The organism is Cobetia sp. PS-4MA (genome assembly GCF_057670765.1).
The window spans coordinates 284,601-302,604 of sequence record NZ_CM173107.1; the positions used below are offsets into that span (position 1 = coordinate 284,601).

Annotated in this window: 13 protein-coding genes; 7 read left to right on the plus strand and 6 right to left on the minus strand. The window is 63.0% G+C overall.

Annotated features, from left to right (window positions below; genetic code table 11):
• Positions 1-233: 233 nt before the first annotated feature.
• The gene (locus tag AC26AR_RS01315) at positions 234-1,406 is read left to right on the plus strand and encodes a GGDEF domain-containing protein (protein WP_488107424.1); all 1,173 of its coding nucleotides are present in this window, start codon (positions 234-236) and stop codon (positions 1,404-1,406) included.
• 32 nt (positions 1,407-1,438) lie between these two features.
• On the opposite strand, the gene AC26AR_RS01320 is transcribed toward AC26AR_RS01315, so the two are convergent.
• Positions 1,439-2,149: a phosphatase PAP2 family protein gene (locus tag AC26AR_RS01320; protein WP_488107425.1), complete on the minus strand. Its 711-nt coding sequence runs from the start codon at positions 2,147-2,149 to the stop codon at positions 1,439-1,441.
• Positions 2,150-2,463: 314 nt separating this feature from the next.
• On the opposite strand from AC26AR_RS01320, the gene AC26AR_RS01325 reads away from it, so the two are divergent.
• Positions 2,464-2,985 (plus strand): META domain-containing protein, encoded by a 522-nt coding sequence (locus AC26AR_RS01325; RefSeq protein ID WP_488107426.1) that lies wholly within the window; start codon positions 2,464-2,466, stop codon positions 2,983-2,985.
• A gap of 114 nt (positions 2,986-3,099) precedes the next feature.
• Here AC26AR_RS01325 and AC26AR_RS01330 read toward each other — a convergent pair whose 3' ends face one another.
• Entirely contained in the window at positions 3,100-5,943 is a 2,844-nt protein-coding gene (locus AC26AR_RS01330) for a valine--tRNA ligase (RefSeq protein ID WP_191236502.1), read from the minus strand.
• Between the two features lie 265 nt (positions 5,944-6,208).
• Between AC26AR_RS01330 and AC26AR_RS01335 the strand changes: the two genes are divergently transcribed.
• Positions 6,209-9,181: an ATP-binding protein gene (locus AC26AR_RS01335; RefSeq protein WP_488107427.1), complete on the plus strand. Its 2,973-nt coding sequence runs from the start codon at positions 6,209-6,211 to the stop codon at positions 9,179-9,181.
• A gap of 32 nt (positions 9,182-9,213) precedes the next feature.
• Here AC26AR_RS01335 and AC26AR_RS01340 read toward each other — a convergent pair whose 3' ends face one another.
• The 3 genes from AC26AR_RS01340 to AC26AR_RS01350 form a co-directional block, all read right to left on the minus strand.
• A complete protein-coding gene (locus AC26AR_RS01340) occupies positions 9,214-9,684 on the minus strand; it encodes a DNA polymerase III subunit chi (protein ID WP_077378736.1) in 471 nt (156 codons plus the stop codon).
• Positions 9,685-9,862: 178 nt separating this feature from the next.
• A complete protein-coding gene (locus AC26AR_RS01345; protein ID WP_084209423.1) occupies positions 9,863-10,957 on the minus strand; it encodes a branched-chain amino acid aminotransferase in 1,095 nt (364 codons plus the stop codon).
• Positions 10,958-11,102: 145 nt separating this feature from the next.
• On the minus strand, positions 11,103-12,623 hold the full coding sequence (locus tag AC26AR_RS01350; protein WP_141392388.1) for a leucyl aminopeptidase: 1,521 nt from the start codon (positions 12,621-12,623) through the stop codon (positions 11,103-11,105).
• Between the two features lie 494 nt (positions 12,624-13,117).
• Between AC26AR_RS01350 and lptF the strand changes: the two genes are divergently transcribed.
• Genes lptF through AC26AR_RS01365 form a run of 3 tightly spaced genes read left to right on the plus strand, consistent with a single transcriptional unit; the run spans position 13,118 to position 15,754 of the window.
• On the plus strand, positions 13,118-14,212 hold the full coding sequence (gene lptF, locus AC26AR_RS01355; protein WP_169477242.1) for an LPS export ABC transporter permease LptF: 1,095 nt from the start codon (positions 13,118-13,120) through the stop codon (positions 14,210-14,212).
• Positions 14,212-15,294 (plus strand): LPS export ABC transporter permease LptG, encoded by a 1,083-nt coding sequence (lptG, locus tag AC26AR_RS01360; RefSeq protein WP_488107428.1) that lies wholly within the window; start codon positions 14,212-14,214, stop codon positions 15,292-15,294. The genes lptF and lptG overlap by 1 nt, the downstream gene beginning before the upstream one ends.
• Positions 15,295-15,307: 13 nt before the next feature.
• Complete coding sequence (locus tag AC26AR_RS01365; protein ID WP_240499617.1) at positions 15,308-15,754, plus strand: RDD family protein; 447 nt, start codon at positions 15,308-15,310, stop codon at positions 15,752-15,754.
• 147 nt (positions 15,755-15,901) lie between these two features.
• Here AC26AR_RS01365 and AC26AR_RS01370 read toward each other — a convergent pair whose 3' ends face one another.
• Complete coding sequence (locus AC26AR_RS01370; RefSeq protein ID WP_077378753.1) at positions 15,902-16,726, minus strand: hypothetical protein; 825 nt, start codon at positions 16,724-16,726, stop codon at positions 15,902-15,904.
• Positions 16,727-17,434: 708 nt separating this feature from the next.
• Between AC26AR_RS01370 and AC26AR_RS01375 the strand changes: the two genes are divergently transcribed.
• Entirely contained in the window at positions 17,435-17,638 is a 204-nt protein-coding gene (locus tag AC26AR_RS01375) for a bacterioferritin-associated ferredoxin (protein WP_077378756.1), read from the plus strand.
• Positions 17,639-18,004: the final 366 nt, after the last annotated feature.

Consider the following 18,004-nt stretch of genomic DNA (forward strand, 5'->3'; position numbering starts at 1 on the left):
TGTCGGTGCGGGGCTGGCGGAACCGGCATTTGGGCTTATGCTGTGATCAGAACGATAATGCTCGCCGCATGAGACATGACACGTCATGCGGTGGCTTTCTGGTGTTGTGCAGGGCTACCCCTGCCGTCCAGACAGGTGCAGGCTCCATGACACTCCCCCTGTCGCGCGCTGGCCGTGTCCGTGTCATGAGAGTTTCGCCCACGTGATGACTGCCGAATGGCAAGGACTGCCTGATGTTGAGTGTTGCTCGTGCCTGGTTGCGTCAAGAACCGCGTCTGCTCGCTGTCGAGCATCGCCGTTTCTATCATGCCTATCTGTGGGTCTATCTGATGGTGCTGGGCCTTTATGTGGCCTGGCTGCCTGTCTTCATGGTGCTCAAGGCACCACGCCTGGCGTTCGCCAGCGGGATCATGGTGCTGGTGGGGCTGCTGGGGGTGCTGTTGCATCGTCAGCATCACATGCTGATGGCTCTGGTGCTGGTACTGGGCAGTCTGACGTTGATGACCTGGCTTGCCTCCTACTGCTTCGGCAATGCCGCCGGCTACGAGTATTACTTCTTCATCGTGATGGCCGGTATCCATCTTGCTCCCCTGTCAGGCAAGGTGCGTGTCATCAGCACGCTGTCTCTCTTCGTCGCTGCAGTGCTGTCGCTGATGGTGGCCTCTCAGCATGTTTCCGATGGCTTCATCCCTGTCTGGATCATGCAGTCATTCAACCTGTTTGCCGTCTTCATGCTGATGGTCACCTTCCTGTGGCGCATGCTGGCACTCACCGAACACTTCGAACGCCAGTACCGCCAGGATGCCAGTCGCGATGAGCTGACCGGGCTGTTCAATCGGCGCCAGACCCTGCGCCAGGCGGAAAAATGGTGGCAGGACGCCGTGCCCTGCTCGGTATTGATGATGGATGTGGATCACTTCAAGAAGATCAATGATCTGCGGGGGCATGCGGCAGGTGATGAGGCCCTGAGACAGATCGGGCGCCTGCTCAATGCCACACTGCGCCAGGGGGATAGAGCAGGGCGTATCGGTGGTGAGGAGTTTCTGGTGCTGTTGCCGCGCAGCGGGCGCGGCGAGGCGATTTCCGTGGCGGGACGGATACGTTCCCTGCTGGCCAGCTCGCCGCCACAGTTTGCGGGAAGCGCCGTGCCGGTCACCGTCTCGATAGGGGTCGCCGTCAGTCATGAGTGTGAATCACTGGATGACCTGCTGCAGCTGGCGGATCGTCGCCTGTACCACGCCAAGCATCAGGGGCGCGACCGGGTGGTAGCGGGGGGTGAGCGGCAGCAGGAAAGGGAAGGCGAGTCATGCAGCCTCTTGGCTGCCCCTGAGACGGCGCGCCAGGGGGATCAGGGTGAGCCCTCGGCAGAACATGGGCACTTTGCCGACAGGACACTCGTGGGGTGATTCGAGGCTGTCTTGCGCTCTCGAGTCGCTCTTCAGTTCTCGAGCGTGCGCCGGCCAAGGCCTGACAGGCAGCGCTCGATGGCTCTCGCCAGACGGCGCGCCAGGGGCGTACACAGCACCCAGGGCAGAATGATCAGTGCAATGCTGAGCGAGCCCAGATAGACATCACTGAACCAATGGGCACCCACCATGATGCGTGGGGCACTCAATATCACCACGAATGCCAGACTCCACAGCGCGATGCGTCGTGGGGCGAAGGCCCACATGTAACCGGCGAAGACCATCAGCATCAAGCCGTGATCCCCCGGGAAGCTGTTCGAGGCCGAGTCCTTGGTCTTGAAGGACACCAGGTCGGCGAGATGCTGTGCGTGCTGGAAGACGCGAGTCGGACTGGCATGGCCGTAGCTGATGGCGCGCAGCACGAACAGCGAGATGATACCGGCGGTCAGCAGCATGGTGATGCCGAGGCTGGTCCAGCGCCGGTAGCGGTCGGGGCGCGAATCCTCAAGCATCGCCCAGCAGAACAGGAGACCCATCAGGCCGAAGGCCGCCGCATCGAAGAACCGCGTGTTGAGAAGTCCCAGCAGGGTATCCCAGTGCGGATTGAGTGGCGTGATGAGGTGATTGAATGCCCAGAATACCCGGCCGTCCAGATCGGGCCAGAAATCCAGTGCCGGTACCCACCAGCTGATCAGCAAGGCGAATCCTGTGGCATTGAGTGCCAGTAGTCGTCTGGTCAGCATCTCCGTCCCTCCTGGTGCAGATGGTGCGAGGTATCATCAAGCATCAGCAAGCGATCCCTATCGCTGCCTTCACGGCGTATGGTAATTTCAAAGGCTCTTCAAGAAACACTGTTTTCGAATGTTCCAGGAGAGAAGCATCGTTGCGTCAGACGCGATCTGGCGGGCTATCGTCTCGCGAGCCAGTCGGCCTGTCGGGACCGGGATGGCGCAGGGCATCAAGGGGCTTGTGGTTTGTGCGACGGGTCTGCATGCTCGCGCCCGATCGTTTCATCAATGCCTGACATCGAGGCAGGCTCATCACGGGGGATCTCTTCATGAGCGTCATCTTGCGCCGTCTATCACTTGCCACTTCGCTGGCGATCGCGACTTCCCTGCTGGCCGGCTGCGCGGTCAGTCACTCAGGCGCGACGGACGCCGGGCAGGGCGGCGGGAGCGGTGCCGGCAGTGCGAGCCCTGCGCTGGCCGGTACCCCCTGGAGCTTCTCGAAGACCGAGGAGACCGGTGAGGCGCCCAATTTCCTGTTGCAGGCCCCGACACCGGAGCAGCTGGCGGATGAAGAGGATGACCGCCTGCGTCTGGTGGGCAGCAATGGCTGCAATCGTCTGATGGGGCCGGTGGTGCTGGATGAGTCTCGCCAGACCCTGGAGATCGGTCCGCTGGCCTCGACCATGAAGATGTGCCCCAATCCCGAGCAGTCCAATGCCTTCAATCGCATGCTGGAGGAGGTGGCTCGCTATCAGATCGTCGGCAGTGGCGAGAGCGCTCGCCTGCGGGTGATGGATGACACCGGCTATCTGCTGGCGACCTTCATGCCCGTCGCGGCCAGCGACGACTGAGCGCCAGCGACGATTGAGCGCCTGCGCCGACTCCCGTGACATGCCCGGAATGAAGAAAGCCCCCGGCACCTTTCGGTGCCGGGGGCTTTTGCCTGCGATCAAGACGAGTGTGGCTTACAGCGCTTCGATCTTGGCGCGCTGACTTTCCAGCAGTGCAAGCTCCGCCTGGGCATCGGCCAGCTTGGCGCGCTCCTTCTCGACCACATCGGCCGGTGCGCGACCGACGAACTTCTCGTTGCCGAGCTTGTTCTCGAGACCGGTGATGACCTTCTGCTGCTTCTCGTGTTCCTTGTCGATGCGCTTGAGCTCGGCATCCTTGTCGATCAGGCCTGCCATCGGCACCAGCACTTCCAGCTCACCGACGCGCTGGATGGCGGACATCGGCGCTTCATCGCCCGCCGCCAGGAAGGTGATGCTTTCCAGACGGGCCAGCTTGGACAGGAACAGACGATTGGCTTCCAGACGCTCGGCGTCGCCGTCGGCCCCGTTCTGCAGGTAGACCTCCAGCGGCTTGCCCGGGGACAGGTTCAGCTCGTTGCGGATATTGCGCACCGCGATGATGATGCCCTTGAGCCACTCGATGTCACGGATGGCCTGCTCATCGATCCGCTCGGCGTCGGCCTGTGGCCACGCCTGGCTCATGATGCTCTCGCCTTCCACCGGCTTGCCGGCGTGAGGCGCGATGCGCTGCCAGATCTCCTCGGAGATGAACGGCATCATCGGGTGGATCAGGCGCAGGATGGTCTCGAGCGCGCGTACCAGGGTGCGACGCGTGCCGCGCTTGGCTTCCGCGCTGGCGTTCTCGTCCCACAACACCGGCTTGGAGAGCTCCAGATACCAGTCGCAGTACTCGTTCCAGATGAACTCATAGAGCGCCTGGGAGGCGTGGTCGAAGCGGAACTCTTCCAGTGCGCGGGTGACCTGCTGCTCGGTCTGCTGCAGGCGCGCGATGATCCAGCGATCGGCCAGTGACAGCTCGACGGCTTCGCCGTTGACACCGCAATCCTGGTCTTCGGCATTCATCAGCACGTAGCGCGCCGCGTTCCACAGCTTGTTGCAGAAGTTGCGATAGCCGTCGAGACGGCCCATGTCGAACTTCACGTCACGCCCAGTGGAAGCCAGTGACAGCAGGGTGTAGCGCAGCGCATCGGTACCGTGCGGCTCGATGCCTTCCGGGAACTCGTTGCGCGTGGCCTTGGCGATCGCCTTGGCCTTCTTGGGCTGCATCATGTTGCCGGTACGCTTCTCGACCAGCTCATCCAGGCCGATGCCGTCGATCAGGTCGATGGGGTCGAGCACGTTGCCCTTGGACTTGGACATCTTCTGGCCGAGGCTGTCACGCACCAGACCATGCACGTAGACCTTGCGGAACGGCACTTCACCCTTGAACTTCAGAGTGAACATGATCATCCGCGCCACCCAGAAGAAGATGATGTCGAAGCCGGTGACCAGCACGTCGGTGGAGTGGAAGGTCTTGAGTTCTTCGGTGTCCGCCGGCCAGCCGAGGGTGCCGAAGGTCCACAGTGCAGAGCTGAACCAGGTGTCGAGGACGTCTTCGTCCTGACGCAGTTCGACGTCGGCACCCAGCTGGTTCTCGGCGCGGACTTCTTCCTCGTTGCGGCCGACATAGACGTTGCCGTCGTTGTCATACCAGGCCGGAATGCGGTGGCCCCACCACAGCTGACGCGAGATGCACCAGTCCTGCAGGTCACGCATCCACGCGAAGTACATGTTCTCGTAGTTCTTGGGCACGAACTCGATGTCGCCGTTCTCGACCGCCTCGATGGCCGGGCGTGCCAGCTCCTCGACGGCCACGAACCACTGGTCCGTCAGCAGCGGCTCGATGACGTCGCCGGAGCGGTCACCGTGGGGCAGGGTGTTGTTGATGGTCTCGACCTGCTCCAGCAGACCCAGCGCGTCCATGTCGGCGACCAGCTTCTCGCGCGCGACGAAGCGATCCAGACCGGCGTAGGCGGCCGGCAGGCTGGCGTCTTCCTGGGGCTGCGGACGTCCCTGCAGGTCGTAGATCTCGGCGCGCTCCAGGATGGTGGCATCCTGGCTCATCACGTTGATCAGCAGATGGCCCTGACGCTTGCCGACTTCGTAGTCATTGAAGTCGTGTGCCGGAGTGATCTTGACGCAACCGGAGCCTTTTTCCATATCGGCGTGTTCATCGGCGACGATGGGGATGCGACGGCCGACCAGCGGCAGTTCGATGAACTTGCCGACCAGGCTTGCGTAGCGCTCATCCTTGGGATTGACGGCCACGCCGGTGTCACCCAGCAGGGTTTCCGGGCGCGTGGTGGCGACGACGACGTAGTCCTTGCCATCGGCGGTCTTGACGCCATCGGCGAGCGGATAGCGGAAGTGCCAGAAGCTGCCTTGCTGATCACGGTTCTCGACTTCGAGATCGGAGATCGCGGTGTGCAGGGTCGGGTCCCAGTTGACCAGACGCTTGCCACGGTAGATGAGGTCTTCCTTGTGCAGACGCACGAAGACTTCCTGCACGGCCTTGTAGAAGCCATCGTCCATGGTGAAGCGCTCGCGGCTCCAGTCGATGCTGGTGCCCATGCGACGCAGCTGACGCGTGATGTTGCCGCCGGACTCTTCCTTCCACTCCCAGATCTTGTCGGTGAAGGCTTCGCGACCCAGATCATGACGCGTCTTGCCTTCTTCGGCGGCGACCTTGCGCTCCACCAGCATCTGCGTGGCGATGCCGGCGTGGTCGGTGCCTACCTGCCACAGGGTGTTGCGACCTTGCATGCGACGCCAGCGCACCAGGGTGTCCATGATGGAATCCTGGAAGGCATGGCCCATGTGCAGGGAGCCGGTGACGTTGGGCGGCGGGATGACCAGTGAGAAGCTCTCGCCCTGGCCTGACGGCGCAAAGCGATTCTCGGATTCCCAGCGCTCGTACCAGCGCGTCTCGATGGCGTTCGGTTGGTAGGTCTTGTCCATGGGTCTGCAAATGATCCGGTTGGGCGGGACGTCCCGCGCCGGCTCAGTGAGCGGGGCAGCGCAGGCAGAAAATGGGCTCGATTATAGCGCCGCTGATGTCAGGCGTCATTCGGTCTTGGCGTGCAGGCTCTTGTGGCCCTCGCCAAGGGGACGGTTTCACAAAGCAGGCAACATCCACGCAATGATGCCGTATCCTGTCGCAACCTGCTGACGCCGAGGTGCCTCGCCTCGGAGTCTCCCTCCTGTTCCTGCTCGCGGAGCCGCAATGTCCAAGCCTCGCCCCACGGATGGTGCACCTCGTCCGACCCGTCGCTGGGTCTGGCATGAACTGCTGCGTCATGCCCTGGTGCCACTGCTGGTGATGGAGGTGGCGCTGCTGGGTGGTTATCTGGGTTTGCACTGGCTGGTCGCGCAGCAGCAGGAAGCGACCCGTGAAGACCTGATCCGCACCCAGCTTGAGCAGCTGAGCCGTTATGAGGCGGAGCATGCCGGCATGGTGGTGGAGGATTGGCGCAGGGAAGTGCAGCAGCTGGCACACTCGGCAATCCGCGAGATGGACGCTCCCATCGCGCCGGGCGAGCGTGTCCGAGAGATGGCGCGTCATGTCTTCAGTGAGGATGGCACCCTTTACGTGGCCGAGGATGACGGGGAGGCCGGCTCCTATTATTCGTCGCTGGCCCCCAGTTATCTGCAGGACTACGGCAAGGTGGCACGGCTGTCGCGGCTGGATACGGTCATGCAGGACATGCTCGAGATCCGTCCCGAGCTGCGTCAGGCGTGGTTCTCCAGCTACGACGGCTATTTCCGTATCAAGCCGTGGATCGACACCCACGGCATCTTCACCCCCGGGGTGGATCTCACCAGCTACGGCTTCTATTACCTGGCCGATGATCGCAACAATCCCACGCGTGAGCCGGTCGTGACGCCGGCCTATCAGGACCCCGTCGGGGGAGGCTGGCTGATCTCGACCCTGATGCCGGTGCATCGTGGGGACTTCCTTGAGGGGGTCGTCGGTATCGATGTCACGCTCGATGCGCTGGCGAAGCATCTCGAGAGCACGCGACTTCCCTGGAACGCCTATCTGGTGCTGGTGAGTGGCAACAGCGTACTGGCCATGCCCGAGGCCGGTCAGAAGGATTTCGGGGTGCATGTCACTCCGCGGATCGAGCCGACCCCGTTGACGCATGACCGCTTCCTGGAAACGGCACGTGATCAGAGCAAGTCGCCGGAGATGGTGCGCCTGCTGCATGGTATCGATGATGCTCCCCATGGCATGCGCAAGATACCGCTGCTCGCCGGTGAGCGGCTGGTGGCGTGGTATCCGGTGTCGGGGACGGACTGGCGGCTGCTGGCCGTGGTGGACCCGCAGCAGGTGGAAAGCGGCATCCAGCACTGGAATACGCGCTTCAATCAGTTGGGTTACGTGATGCTGGTCGGCCTGATCGCCTTCTTCCTGGTCCTGCTGGTGGTGATGCGCTGGCGGGCGGAATCCATGGCCACCACGCTTTCCGAAGCCCTGGAACGCTTGAGTGACATGGCGCTGCGCATCGGTCGCGGACAGCCGGTGGTGCGTCAGCGTTTTGCCTTGCAAGAGCTTGATCAGGCGGGGGAAGCCCTGCGGGAAGCCGCATTGCGGCGTGATCAGATCGAGCTCGAACGCGCCGAGGATGCCCGGCATGTCGAGATGGTGATGGCGGCCTCCGGTGATGCGACCTGGCGGTATGACTTCGAGCGTGATGATCTCCACTTCCACGAGAACTTCTTCCTGATGATGGGACTCCCCATCCAGGCCAGCATGCATCTGGCCGATCTCGATGCCATGACTCACCCGGAGGACCTGGCGGGGATGCTGGAATCCCGCTGGCGCGTGTTGCATGGCGACAGCTGGGCCGAGGCGCGTGACGTGCGTTACCGCCATGCCGACGGCAGCTGGGTGTGGATGCAGGTGCGAGGTCAGGTGACCCGCCGCGATGGTGACGGGCGACCGCTGCGTGCCACGGGGGTGGTGCTGGACATTCAGCGTCACAAGCAGACGCTGCAGGTGCTGGAAGCGGCACGTGACAGTGCCACCGAGGCAAGTCAGTCCAAGTCGCGGTTCTTCTCGAGCTTCAGTCACGAGATCCGCACGCCCCTCAATGCCATCCTGGGCTTCACTGACCTGCTGGCGGACGAATCGTCCCTGACGCGCGAACAGCGTCGCTATGTGGATGAAGCGGGCCACGCGGCAAGCCAGCTCTCGGCGCTGATCGAGGACGTGCTGCAGATGTCGAGCCTTGAAGCGGGAGAACTGCCCCTCGATTGCCAGCCTCTGTCGATCGGCCAGCACCTGATTCGCCTCGTCAGTCAGTACCAGCCGCGGCTGGACCAGGCGGAACTGACGCTGTCACTGGCGCTGGAAGAGGCGTCGCTGTGGCTGAATGCCGATCGCCGTCGTCTGGACCAGATTCTCGGCAACCTGATGGGGAATGCCATCAAGTACAACCGCGCGGGCGGCTGGATACGTCTCGCTCTTGGGCGCGGTATCGACTCCCACGGCCAGGAGATGGCCTGGGTGGATGTCGAGGATGGTGGCTTCGGGTTTGACCCGAATCAGGCGGCTCAGCTGTTCCAGCCTTTCTCGCGTCTGGGTCGCGAGGATTCGGGAATCGAGGGCACGGGCCTCGGGCTTGCGCTGTCGCGTGAGCTGGCGCGGCGGATGCAGGGGGAGATCACCGCGCAGAGCGTACTGGGCGAGGGGGCCTGTTTCCGGGTATGGCTGCCGTTGGCGGATGTCAGTGCCCATGAACGGGTCGTGAAGGCGGCATGGTCGGCAGATCAGGCGCTGCCAGTGGCGTGTCGCTGGCTGGTGATCAGCACGCGCGCGGAGGACAGACTGCGCCTGGAAGTGATCGGCAGCCATGTCGCCAATCTGGACATCATCACTGCCAGCAGCGCGGCTCAGGCCTTGCGCCTGGTGCGTGATGTCAGTCCCTGCATGGTGATCTTCGGAGACGTCGCCGACATGAGCGTGGCGTCGCTGTTCAGCGAGATCCAGCGTCTGCCGCGTGAGGCGCCGTTGTGGGCTGTGCGTATCGGCGAGCGAACGGGTGCGGAAGCCGATGGCCTGCCGCCGGAATTCTTTGCGGTGGGGGAGAGTCCCCCCGGCATGCAGGACGTCGAGTACTGGATCGAGTGGCTGATCGTGCGTTTTCGCGAGTTTCTCGAGGCCCGGGAGCGAGACGAGGAACGCGAGCGCTGAGTCGGCTGACAGCGCCACCGGTACCTGCGGCGTCAGCTCACGCCCTTGAGCTGATGCGAACGCACCGCATAGCCGCGTGACTTGTAGGTACGCCAGCATTCGCGCTTGGTGACCAGCACATCCTGATGCTGGTTGATGATCTCGGCGACGCGCTCGAAACGCGAGAACCACTCGGGGATCTCGGGGTGCAGATTGAGCAGTGCCTCGATGCCCGGTGCCGGCGCGTCCTGCCAACCGATGGTCACGGGCGGACGTGGCACGTCATCGGCGTGTTCTGCCTCGCGCGCCGCGAGATCCAGATCGATATCCAGCGCATGGGGTACGAAGCTCTCGGGGCGGAACTGCCACAGGTGTTCATCGAACTGACGCGCCATCGCCTCATCCTCGACATGCACGTGCAGGCGGAACCCCTTGGCATGGATGGTCTCGGCCAGACGGCAGGCGAATTCCAGCCGGGCTTCCAGCGTGGTATCGGGCAGGATGTAGAAGTCGATCTGGGTCATGGGCACCGCTCGTGGCAAGAGTTCGCGAGCGCTCAGGATACCGCACTCGCCACGTGGCTTCGATGCAGGAGGGACTCGGTACGCATCGGAAAGCGCGATATCTTCGCGTCTGCAAACATGAAGGCCCGCCTCTTGCGAGGCGGGCCTTCATGTTGTCGTCTGGCATGGGCCACAGGGCTTACGCCAGGCGGGTCATCCAGCCACGCGTGTCTTCGGCGCGACCGTATTGCAGGTCCAGCAGCTGGCGACGCAGACGCATGGCCACGTCGCCGGCATTGGCGGTCAGATCCAGACGCGCGTCTTCGCTGACCAGCTCGCCCACCGGGGTGATGACGGCGGCGGTACCGCAGGCGAACACCTCGGTGATCTCACCGGAGGCGATACCTTCGCGCCACTCGTCGATGCTGACCGGGCGCTCTTCCGGCGTCAGGCCGAGATCACCCGCCATGGTCAGGATGGAGTCACGGGTGACACCTTCCAGAATGGTGCCGGTCAGACGCGGCGTGACCAGACGACCATCCTTGAAGACGAAGAACAGGTTCATGCCACCCAGTTCCTCGACCCACTTGTTCTCGGCGGCATCCAGGAAGACGACCTGATCGCAGCCATTGGCGGTAGCTTCGCTCTGGGCCGCCAGGGAACCGGCATAGTTGCCGCCACACTTGGCAAAACCGGTGCCACCGGCCGCCGCACGGTTGTAATGCGAGGACAGCCAGATGGAGACGGGCTTGATGCCACCCTTGAAGTAGGCGGCCACCGGCGAGGCGATCACGTAGTAATCAACTTCACGCGACGGACGCACACCGAGGAAGGCTTCGCTGGCGATCATGAACGGGCGCAGGTAGAGGCTGCACTCATCGCTGGCGCTGGCGGGGGTCGGTACCCAGGCGCTGTCCTGGGCGAGCAGGGCCTTGAGCGAGCCGACGAAGTCCTCGTCGGACAGCTCCGGCAGTGCCAGGCGGCGGGCGGAGTTGCGGAAGCGTGCCGCGTTCTTCTCGGGGCGGAAGGTCCACACCGAGCCGTCTTCATGACGATAGGCCTTGATGCCTTCGAAGATTTCCTGGGCGTAGTGCAGTACCGAGGCGGCGGGGTCGAGGCTCAGCGGGCCATAGGGGCGGACTTCATGGCCGTGCCAGCCGCCATCGGCGGTCCAGCGGACGTGTGCCATGTGGTCGCTGAAGTGACGGCCGAAGCCGGGATTGGCCAGGATGGTGTCGCGAATGGCAGCATCCGCCGGTTGCGTGGACGCGCGGACGTCGAAGCCTTTGGTCACGTGGGTGTCTCCGTAGCAGCGAGACCCCCGGCGCGAAACGCCGGGGGTCGAATCATTTTTATAGGACCTCTGGGGTCAGCGGTGCCGAGTGGCGTGCCGACCCGCGTGTCTCAACGCTAGCACGCCATCGAGAGCATGCGAAGCCTCAGAGCGTCTCTTCCTGGGCGGCATTGAGTTCCGCTTCGCGATCCAGCAGATACTGGGTCAGCAGGCCCACCGGGCGGCCGCTGGCACCTTTCTGCTTGCCGGACTGCCAGGCGGTGCCGGCGATGTCCAGGTGCGCCCACGGGAAGGTGTCCGCGAAGCGGGACAGGAAGCAACCTGCGGTGATCATGCCGGCTTCACGGCCACCGATGTTGGCGATGTCGGCGAAGTTGGAATCCAGCTGTGCCTGATACTCGTCCCACAGCGGCATGTGCCATGCGCGGTCCCAGGCCTCTTCCCCGGCATCCAGCAGATCCAGCGCCAGGTCATCATCGTTGGAGATCAGGCCGGTGGCGTGATTGCCCAGCGCGATGACGCAGGCGCCGGTCAGGGTGGCGATGTCGACGACGCTGGCCGGCTCGAAGCGCTCGGCGTACGTCAGGGCGTCGCACAGCACCAGGCGGCCTTCGGCGTCGGTGTTGAGGACTTCGACGGTCAGGCCCTTCAGGGTCTTGATGATGTCGCCCGGCTTGGTGGCACGGCCGTCCGGCATGTTCTCGGCGCTGGCCACGATGGCGACCACGTTGAGCTTGGGCTTGAGTGCCAGCACGGTGCGCATGGTGCCGAAGACGCTCGCCGCGCCGCCCATGTCGTACTTCATCTCGTCCATGCCGGCGCCCGGCTTCAGCGAGATGCCACCGGTATCGAAGGTGATGCCCTTGCCGACCAGCACGTGCGGTGCCTCGTTTTCGTCTTCCGCGCCGCGGTATTCCATCACGATCAGACGGCTCGGCTCTTCACTGCCACGGCCGACCGAGAGCAGTGACAGGGCGCCAAGCTTCTCGAGTTCTTCCTCACCCAGCACGGTCACCTTCAGTGCGCCTTCGGAGGTGCTGCCCAGTTGCTCGGCACGCTCGCCCAGATAGGTCGGGGTGCAGATGTTGCCCGGCAGATTGCCCAGGGTGCGGGCTTCGTTGACCCCTTCGCCGATGGCCGCGCCAATACGCAGACCCGCTTCCAGTTCTTCCTGCTGACTCTTGTCGGCACTTACCACGCTCAGACGGGTCAGAGAGGCAGGCTCGCCCGGCTGACTCTTCATCTCGGTGAAACGGTAGGCGTTGCGCAGCGCGCTCTCGGCGATCATGCGTGCCTTCCATGCGGCGTCGCGCAGCTCGATATCGAGGCCGACTCCCGCGAAGGCGGCGTCTTCCACCGGCAGCTTGAGCAGTGCCGCCATGGCGGCGTCCAGTCCGCGCTTGTAGCGGCTCTCGTCGAGTTTCTCGGCCTTGCCGAACCCGGCCAGCAGCAGGCGCTGTGCGCCGAGCCCCGGGGCGAAAGGCAGCAGCAGGGTGTTGCCCAGCTCGGCCTTGAAGTCGCCGCGTTCGATCAGCTGGGAAATCAGCTTCTCGCTGGCGTCGTCCAGACGTGCCGCGGCGCCTTCGAGTTCGCCTTCAATGACGGGAACCACCAGGCAGGCGGTCTCTAGCTGGGCCGGATTGACAGTGACAACAGGAAATTCCATGACAACTCCACGCGGGCGAGTAAGGGATACGAAAATGAGGATAGCGTCATACCGAAGCGGGTCGGGCGTGTCGCGATATCCGGGGTCAGGCATCCAGGTCCGGCAGGGGCGGATGTGAAGAGGCTCTGCCGTCCGTCGGTGTCTGACCGAGCATGACCTTTGAATGGGGACACTGGCCGCTGATGGCAAGCATCTCCCGGTGCCGTCCATCATGCGGAAGATCATGTGCCTGTCGCAAGGCATGGCCGCGACAAGGCTGCATGCTTTCTGGATAATGCTCGAGCATGTCCTTGCGGGGCTCGGCTCGCCCAGTGTCATCGACACTCGATCGCACCGGGCCGAGGCGCAAGCGCAGGCCGGATGCCCAGTGTACGCAAAGGCGGTTCGGCATGCATGAGGGATGGTGCATCTTCATGTGTCCCGTATCGTGTCTTCACTGGCTATCATCGTTCTGGTCAACACGCTCGATTGCGAGTGGGAAACAGGAGTTTCATTTGATCATCTTCCGCTACCTGACACGCGAGATTCTCACCACCATGGCCGCGGTGGCCGGGGTGTTGATGCTTGTCATCATGGGCAGCCGATTCATCCGCTATTTCAGTGACGCGGCAGAGGGGGACTTCCCGGCCTCGATTCTCGGCAGCCTGATGCTCTATCACCTGCCGGGGTTCTTCGAGCTGCTGTTGCCGCTGTCCTTCTTCCTGGCCGTGCTGCTGGCCTTCGGTCAGCTGTACATGAACAGTGAGATCACCGTGCTGGTGGCCTGCGGTGTCGGCCCGGAGCGCCTGCTGCGCGTCACCTTGCTGCCGGCACTGCTGATCACGGCGCTGGTGGCGGCCTGCAGCCTCTATCTGACGCCGGCTGGCGCGCTGAAGAACGAGATGTTGCTGGAGCTTCAGAAGCAGAAGACCGACTTCTCGGTGCTGGGCGCGGGACGTTTTCAGCAAATCGGCGATCGCACCGTCTATGCCGAGAGCATGAGTGACGACAACAGCGAACTGAAGCACGTCTTCATCGCCGAGCGTGGCAATGACGGGGCCACCCGCCGCGATGACAGCGAACCGAGTCAGTCGGTGGTGCGCGCCGAGCGCGCCTTCCAGGACGTCAGCGAGGAGACCGGCAGTCGCTATCTGGTGCTGGCGGATGGCTCACGCTACGCGGTGGAGCCGGGCAAGTCGGCTTCACAGCGACTGGGCTTCGAGCGTTATGCGGTGCGGGTCAGCGAGGGGCAGAGCGAGGCAAGCCTCAAGGATGACATCGAACTCGTCTCCACCCGAGAGCTGTTGGCCACGCAGACGCCCGAAGCCCAGGCCCAGCTGCAATGGCGTATCTCTCTGCCGTTGATGGTGCCGATCCTGATGCTGATCGGTCTGCCACTGGCGCGCGTCAATCCGCGCCAGGGCCGCTTCGCGCGTCTGTTGCCGGCCATCTTCGTGCATATCACCTACCTCAGCTTGCTGATCGCGGCTCAGAATGCCGTCGCGTCCGGCAAGTATCCGGCCGCGATCGGCCTGTGGCCCATTCACGGCGTCTATCTGGCGCTTGGCCTCTGGCTGAGCTGGCGCGACAACCGCGGAGGTGGCCGCTGATGCTGCTTGATCGTCTCGACCGTTACATCGCGCGCAACGTGCTGCTGGCCATGCTGGTGGTACAGGTACTGATCCTCGGGCTTGACCTGATGATCACCTATATCAATGACCTGGGCGATGTCGAGGGGGATTACGGTGCCCTTGAGGTCTTGCTCTACCTGTTGATGAGGCTACCGTCACGTTTCTACGAATTCGTGCCGGTAGGGGTGCTGCTGGGGGCCTTGATCGGCCTGGGAAGCATGGCATCCAGCAATGAGCTGACCATCATGCGTGCGGCGGGCCGCTCCTTGACGCGCATCCTGTGGGGCGTGATGAAGCCGCTCGGGCTGGTGATCGCCATCACCATGGCCGTGGGAGAGTACGTGGCGCCTGTCACCGAGATGCAGGCCGATGCCTGGCGCGCCGAGAAGCAGCAGGGGGCGGGTGCCGTCTATGCCGAAGGCGGTGGCTGGCAGCGTGAGGGCAACAGCTTCTATCGCTTCGGTTCGATCCGCAGTGATGATGTGGTGCTCAACGTGACCCGCTATCAATTCGATGATGATCAGGAGCTCAAGCAGGCCATGTATGCCAGGCGTGCCGTCTGGGAGGACGACCATTGGACGCTGGAGGCGGTGGAAACCACGGTCTTCGAGCGTGAGGGCGGCGAGGTGGCCTCCACGCGTGTCGAGCAGCAGGACTCACGCCAGTGGGATACCCGATTGACGCCGGACCTGCTCAAGCTGGTGATCACCGAACCCAAGCAGCAATCCGCCTCTGATCTGTGGCGCTACGCCAGCTATCTGAAGGGGCAGGGTCTGTCCGCCAACCAGCCATTGCTGTACTTCTGGCAGAAGATCCTGCAACCGCTGACGCTGGCAGCGCTGGTGCTGGTGGCAGCGTCCTTCGTGTTCGGGCCGTTGCGCACCGTGGCAGCCGGGACGCGCGTGTTCTACGGGATCATCGTCGGTCTGCTGTTCAAATACCTGCAGGACCTGTTGGCGCCGGCCTCGGTGGTCTTCGGGTTCGCGCCCATCTGGGCAGTACTGGCCCCCACGATCGCCTGTTACGTGATCGGCCTGCTGCTGATTCGTCGCAGTGGCTAGGGCACGGTGCCCGGTGGCCCGGCGCTGCTTCGCGCAGCAGGGCGTGCGCCCTGCCGGGCTGATGCGGCGTCTGGGTGGATTGGTGTATGACACCTTTCTGGTAGTGGCGCTGTTGATCGTGCTGGGGTTCGTGGGGGTGGCCGCGAATGGCGGAGAGGCCAATCAGTCGCCATTGTTCCGCTCGCTTCTGCTGGTGGCGGTGTTCGCCTTCTTTGCCTACTTCTGGAGTCGAAGTGGCATGACGTTGGGCATGCAGGCCTGGCGGCTGAGGCTGCAGACGCCGGAAGGCTGCGCACCGACACTGCCTCAGTGTCTGCTGCGTTTTCTGGTTGCCGGTCTCTCGCTGGGATGCGGTGGACTGGGGTATCTCTGGCAGCTATGGGACCCTGAACACCGCAGCTGGCACGACATCGCCTCAGGCACGCGCGTGGTGGTGGTGCCGAGGCCCAGCCGAGAGTGACGGCCCGGTAGGCGCCGCCTTGCGGGTGTCGTGCAAGGGCGGCGTGCAGGAATCGCCGTGAAAGGCATGCCGAATGCCGGAAAACACAACGCCCCGCCAGTCATCGACTGGCGGGGCGTTGTGTCTGTCAGGGGTGCAGGACGTGAATCAGACGCCCAGCAGACCATCGAGACGCGTGATGATGCGGTCGACCGTGGCGCGTGACACGACCAGGCTGTCTTCCTGTGCCGCAGTTTCCGGCAGCTCACGTGGCAGGTCGAGTACCGCGTTGCCCATGCCCTCGAAGCGCACGCCATCACGATAGCGCACGAAGGGCAGCTGGCCGATGGGGCGCTGACCGTCGTGGTCGAGGCGGGCCAGGCGTGTGAAGGCACTGACCGTGTCCAGCACCGGTGCGCTGGTCAGCGGCAGGTGGGTCAGGCGCCATGCCAGCCAGTCGTCCACTTCGACGGCTTCGTCACGCAGGGTGGCGAACCAGTGACGTGCCTGATCCAGGCGATAGCGGGCACGGCCCTGCTTGTCCAGCCACAGGACGTCGGCACTGGCCTGACGCGGACTTTCCAGCTCGCCGGGCAGGTACAGCCAGGCCTCGGTGAGGCGATGCAGCGCACCCGGCAGTGGCTCATCGAGGGTACGCTCGTTGAGCGAGTCCAGTGCAGCATTCAGGTCACCCTGTTCGGCACTGCTTTCACTGTTGGCGTAACCGACGTTGTAGCGCCAGACACGATCGGAGATTTCCTGGGTGACGACGTGATCGTGCGGCAGTGCGATGTGACTCATCAACTCACGTGCGTTGCAGCTCTCGTCCACCAGGCCCTCGCGACGCGCCTCGCGATAGAGATTGCGCAGTAGCGGATTGAGCGGCAGGCGGTGATGGTCCCCGAAGCAGCTGCCGGCATCGCGAACGGCGTCGAGATTGAGGGGCAGGTGGGAGGCGGCGTGATGTTCGGCGGTAGCGATGGATGCGGACATTGGGTCAGGACTCCTTGCAGTTTGGCAGTAGGCGAAACGAACGGACAGCAGACGGATTCGGGCCGGTCACGGCATCATCATGTCGCCCATCATCGGCATGCCGATGGGCCGAGTCAGGATGGAGGGCGTCGACGGAATCTCTTGCAGTGTCCTGTTCATGTGCTTTTCCTGATTGCCTGGCAGGTCGTGGCAGTCATTTGCCGTCGCCTTGCTGCGTGTAGGTCATCGTCATGAACGGCAGCGTTCTGGCGAAGTGACGCTAGCAGGAGGCGAGTGACCTGCCTGAACCATTGGATGTTGATGGCTCATTATTTTTTGTTGCGACTTGATTCTTGTCTGCATAATAAAACGTTATACATCTTAGCGTCCCTGTCCCAAATCGCAACCCCTGCCTTAGGCAGGTGACTCCCTTCTTTATACGGTGGGCGCTTTCATCGATGCAACGGATTTGAGAGCAGTGGATTTGAGAGCAATGGTTTGAGAACAGCGGGTTGAGGAAAGCGGGGAGGACGGCGGGGTCGAGAACCGTCACGCGGCTCTGGTCGGACGTTCACATCCCGCAGCAGCAATTCATGGCGCCGACGGTGGAAGACGGGGTAATGCAAGTGGTTGATATGTCATGCAAATGAGAATTTTTTGCAGTCAGGTGTTGCGCATCTTTCTGCGAATCATTTACATTTGTCTCACTTGGAGTGAGCGAGGTGAGCCATGTACGTCTGTCTGTGCAAGGGTGTATCAGACCACAAGATCCGTGAAGTCGTGGAGCAGGGGGCGCGCAGCTTCCGTGAGGTCCGCGAGCAGACCGGGTGTGCGACCCAATGTGGAAAATGTGCCTGCATGGCCAAGACGATCACCCGTGAAGCCGTGGCACGCGAAATGATGCCGGCTGACGACCTCGCCTACGCGGTCTGATGTCAGGGGGGCTTGCCTCTCCTGGCCTGGATTGCCCTGTCGATGCAGCACAGCGCCACGAGTCCATGTCATTCAAACGCCAGAGGCCCGATCACATGATCGGGCCTCTGGCGTTTTCGCATGCCGCTCCTTGCCGGGAGAGCTCATCTTTCCAGCTATCCTCTCTCGCACTTTCCTTTCTCGTACTTTCCTTTCTCGTGCTTTCCTCTCCCGGGCTTTCATCGCTTGTACGCTCACCGGTGTCCGTCTGCATATGACAACGCGGATACCAATCTTTCCCATTTGCGCCTAAAAGTCGATAACTTGTTGTCATGTCTCGAAAAATTCATGGTTTTGCGCCATACTTGCCGGACCTGACGAAGCGGG